Raw genomic sequence first — 4,821 nt, forward strand, 5'->3', positions numbered from 1 at the left:
CCGCGATCACCGCGTAGTTTGACCGACGAAGGCTCACGAGGTAGCCGTCTTCGTCCACCACGTCAGCGGACGTGACCGGATGCTCGGGTTGTTGTGGGCGTATCTGTTCGAGGGTGGTTGGGTACTACTCGGCTGGGGTAACGGCGGGGTGATCGTGATTGAGCAGGGGGATCGAGCACTACTCGGCTCCGGGCATCTCGGTCGCTCCGGCGTTCGTGTCGACTGCTGCGTGACCCTTGGGCGCGGGGAGCTGCACGCCTGCGGTGGAGTCATCGGCGCGGGTGTCCCGCATCCATCGCGGTCGTCGCGTCAGTCTCCCGCGGGTGCTGACCCGCCAGACGATCAAGATCAACCGCAGCACACCCATGCATCAACTGATGATCTTCGTCCCGGTGTCTGGCCGGGGCGGGTGGGGGGTGGTGTGTGTGGCGAGGGGCCCCGGCGTATCGCGCGGCCTGAGCGCTCGGCGGGCTGTCGGTCGCGGGAGGTCGGTGACTCGTGGCGGGAGCGAAAATTGTGGTGATAGTTCGCAAAGCGGGACGTGCAGGGCGGAACTTTTTACCGCGGGTGGTCTAGCGGTAGCGGCTTGCGCTCGGCGGGTCGGTAACGAAGACGCCCGGCCTATTCGGCTGGCGTGGCGGGTGGTTAAGGTCGCCGCATGGTTTCGAGTAATTGCATGTCGCGGGGCGTGTGCAGATCCGCAGTGGTTCTTGTGGTGACGTTGGCGTGTCTTATTTCTGTCGTGGGTGTTTCGGCGGCTGAGGGTGATCCGCCGCCGCCTGGGGTGATGGCGGCACGTCCGGAGCCTCCTGTGTCGTATCAGGCGTATGTCCGGAAGGTTTTCAAGAACTCCGTCGGCGGTCCGGTGTTCTATCGTCGAGGTTTCTGGTATGCGGAGAGGCCGGACTCGGGGTTCGGGTACGACAAGGTGTTCTGGAAGCATAATATTAAGAATGATCAGGTTGTTGCGGCTGTCGTAACCGGCCCGATGCAAGTTAAAAATCAAGCGCCGGGCAGGTGGGCCCACCGGGGTGAATTTGTGCGGCGAGTGTGCAAGCTTAGTGGTTGCACGGTTTCCGAGAGGGTGTGGGTGACGGTGGCGATCGATTACAATCCTTTCTGGCGCGCTCCGAAGTCGGGAATGACGGGCGTAGTGACTGCGTTTTGTGAGTTCGGGAAGACTCGGCCTCGTTGCCCGGAGTGGATCAATCAGGTTTTCGGTGGCCCGGCTCGGTCGGCTCCAGGGGGGAGCCCTGACGAGGAGAAGGAGCAGGTTGTGTACATGGGGCCGGGGGGAGAGCAGATCATGTATGAGGGCCCGGTAGGGGAGTCATGACTGAGTTTGGGGATGTGATGTTTGCAGATGTTGATAGGGAGGGGTGGGCCACTGCTGTAGGGCATAGTCTTGTTGAGGCGGCACGTATTTGGGTTGAGGCGGTTCCTAGCAGCTTGGTCACCGAGGAGTGCTGGCTCGCCGACGATTTGTCGTTGTTGTTCACTTATCAGCTTGACGGTGCGGCGTTGGGGGGGCGGTTCGCGGACTTGCACCTCTGTCCGTTGACTGGCTTTCCCTTGTACTGGGTTCAGCGGGGAGTGTCGTATTCTGCTAGCGGGTATGCGACGGACATATTCAACGGTGTCCCGGTTGCTGTGGGTGTGCCGGAGATCAAGTGGACGGGTCCGGATGGTCGGCGGTGGTGGGGTGCGGTCCCGGAGCAGGGATGGTCGGCGGTGGTGACCGGTCCTCGGTCGGTGTCGATCAGGTAGCGGGTCGTGGGCAAGTCGATCCGGACCGCAGCCCGCGCCCACCCAACTCCATACCGCTTGCCGCTGGGGCTGGCCGGACACCTCTACCCCAGGGGCGGGTGAGGACCGGAAGCGACGGCAGCACTGCCCTGTCTGCTCTGTCCGCTTCGTCGGTTCGGTGCGGGTCGGGTCCCCCGGTGCTCGTCAGTGAGCCTTTGCCAACCTGGTGTTCGGGCTGGTCAGGGTGTGTGCGGCGTGGCGCGACCTCGAATGGGTGAAGCTCCTGGTAGACGGGCGATTGCTGAGATCGAAACCGTCCAACCAGGAGCTTCAAGGTGTTGTCCTACCCGTCCGGGATGACCGTGTCCAGCCGCGCCCTGCACGTGCTCTCCGATGCGCTGCGTGCGCACCGCAACCAGAGGGCGACCCGGTGGCGGAAGCTGACGTGCGGCCGCCAAGCCCTGCTCGTGGTCGCCCACCTGCGCAAGGGCGAGACCTACGCCGATCTGGCCTGCGGTTTCCGGGTCGGCACCTCGACGGTCTACCGCTACCTGCGCGAGGCGATGAGCTGCTCGCGGCGATGGCCCCCACCCTCGATCAGGCGATCGAGGTCGCGCTCGGGAAGGCGTTCGTGATCCTCGACGGCACCCTGCTGCGTATCGACCGGGTCGGCATGGCCGGTGGGTATGACCGCGGGTTCTACTCCGGCAAGCACAAGTGTCACGGGCTCAACGTGCAGGTGATAGCTGATCCGGCCGGCCGCCTGGTGTGGATCTCCCCGCCGCTTCCCGGAGCACGCCACGACATGGGCGCGGCCCGCGGGCACGGCATCATCGACGCCCTGACCGAGCACCGGATCGTGGCGGTGGCCGATACCGCCTACCAGGGCGCAGGCCCGACCGTGGCGGTCCCGCAGCGGCGTCGGCGCCTCGACCCCGACACCGGCAGCTACCGCCCCCTGTCCAGCAATCAAAAGGCTGTGAACGCCGCTCACGCCCGTCGCCGGGGCCCGGGTGAACGGGCCAACGCCGAGCTGAAGAACTGGAAGATCCTCCGCAAGATCCGCTCCAGCCCGAACCGGGCCGACAAGCTCATCGCCGCAGTTCAGACCCTCATGATCGCCAACACCTGACCAAGTTGGCAAAGGCTCAGTGTGCGACAGGGGCAGAGAGTTCTTTGGCCCACCAAGCTAACCGCTGCGGACAGATCGACAGGAACGCGTTGCCGACCCGGCTGAGGAAGCTGCGGGGGAAGTTCCCGGCGTCGATGTCGTTGCTGCAGAACTGGTGTCAGACCGGCCGGCTCGAGCGCCTGGGGTTCCGTGATGACGGCGCGGAGGGCCCGAGTCATGCGCAGGTGTTCGTCAACACCGCGACCGCGACCCTGCCCGACGATGGGGGGCGTGGAACGCGACGGCAGGGCCACGTCGAAGAAAGCCGCCCAGCGCGCCGCCGCGGACAATCTCGTCCTGGCCCTGACCGACTGAGAACACCTCACCGCCCGCCGCTGTGCATATCTGTGCATATCGATGTCGTTGTGTGCGTCATCTCGACGTCGCCGGTGGCCGGTTCAGTCCGTGTCTGGACCGGTGCACGGGTCGAGAACGGCGGTCGGGCGAGAATACCGGGCATGAACGTCGCTGCCCCTGATCCCGCTGCCCCTGATCCCGCTGCCCCTGATCTCGCACCGGTAGGGCCTGCGGGTGCGGGTCGGTTGTGGTGGTTCGGGGCGTTGTCGGTGCGGCGGATCGTCGCTGGTGGGAAGCGGGCGACGATCGTGGCGGCCGGCCGGAACCGGGGCCTGGCGGTCGGAGAGATCGTGACGGCGGGCGTGGGGAAGGTGCGGGTGCCGGTGCGGGTCACCGGGATCGCCGGCCCGGTCAAGGCCGCGAAGGTCGAGGCGGTGGCGTCGGCGGCCGGGTTGACGCTGGCCGATTTCACCGTCGCGGCCTCGTGGGAGGCCTATCTCGAGGGTCTCGCCGGGGGTATGGGCAAGAAACTGTCCCGGGGCCCGTTCCTGGTCGTGTCCTTCACCGTGGCCGGTGAGGTGTCAGGGACGATCCCCGAACGGCAGCATTCACTGAAGAAGAAAAAGAAGAAGCCCACCGACACCCCGACCCCGGCCACGGCTCCGGAGGCCGAGCCGCCGCCGCAGCCGAAGAGCGAGCCGAAGAGCGAGCTGAAGAGCGCATCGCCGGTCCAGTCGACGGCGGCACCGGCTCCGCCGAAGACCGCACCGGCGCCGACCCCACCGAATCCCGGCCCGAGTTCCGGTCTGAGTTCCGGTCTGAGTTCTGGGCCGAGTTCTGTGTCGAAGAAGTCGGGGCAGGCGGGGTGGTTGGTGGTGTCAGTGTCGCCGTCGGGGTCGACGCAGCTCCGCCCGAACAACCAGCTCCACCCAGAAGACGTCACGGTCCTGTCGACGCGGATCTCTCAGGTCCTGGACCGGCGGCGGCCGCCGCTGACGACCCGCCAGTCGTTGTCGCGGGTCATCGGCGCCCTGTTGGAGGAGCGGGTGTGCGGCCCGGACGGACTGCCGAACACTGTGCGGGAACGCCTGCGCGGTGATCTGGGTAAGGCCACAGCGTGGCTGGCCCAGAACAAGTTGCTGGCGGGGACGGCGTGGAATCCGCGTTTGGTGGTGGGCTTGCGGGTGTATCGGCGGTGAGCTCGGTGTAGTGCTGCTGGCATCGGTTCGGGTGATGGTTCGGGTGATGTTGGTGGGGGTCTCTGGCCTTCGCCCGGTTCGTCGCGGACAGTGACGTGGTGGTCGCCAGCCGTAGCAGTGGTCAGGGTGGGCAGCGTGGTCAGCGGGCGCTGTCCGGATACGGGCGTCCGGGCCTGTTCGAGGAAGACGATGTCGCTACCGTGGTGTTCAACCGGGCGGCGTTCGTCGACGCCCTCGAGTGTGAGCACCAGCGCAGTGAATGCCGCCGTGAACGCCGTGAACGCCGCGCTGGTGGGGTGGCGGCGCGGCCCGCTCACGCGGGAGTGTGGCTTGCGCTGGTGGTTCTCGGGAACGCGATCGTCCTGGCGATGATCATCATCGCGGTGACCTGGAACTAGTGAGGATGCG

2 protein-coding genes and 1 pseudogene are annotated in these 4,821 nt (G+C 66.3%); all 3 read left to right on the plus strand.

Features of this window, described 5'->3' with window-relative positions; genetic code table 11:
* The first annotated feature begins 2,081 nt into the window (after positions 1-2,081).
* Positions 2,082-2,878: pseudogene (locus tag FVA95_RS27440) on the plus strand (transposase family protein).
* A 497-nt stretch (positions 2,879-3,375) separates the two neighbouring features.
* Positions 3,376-4,413 (plus strand): hypothetical protein, encoded by a 1,038-nt coding sequence (locus FVA95_RS27445; protein ID WP_149666704.1) that lies wholly within the window; start codon positions 3,376-3,378, stop codon positions 4,411-4,413.
* 95 nt (positions 4,414-4,508) lie between these two features.
* A complete protein-coding gene (locus FVA95_RS27450) occupies positions 4,509-4,811 on the plus strand; it encodes a hypothetical protein (RefSeq protein WP_149666706.1) in 303 nt (100 codons plus the stop codon).
* Positions 4,812-4,821: the final 10 nt, after the last annotated feature.

This window comes from Pseudonocardia sp. EV170527-09 (assembly GCF_008369905.1).
Lineage (GTDB): Bacteria > Actinomycetota > Actinomycetes > Mycobacteriales > Pseudonocardiaceae > Pseudonocardia.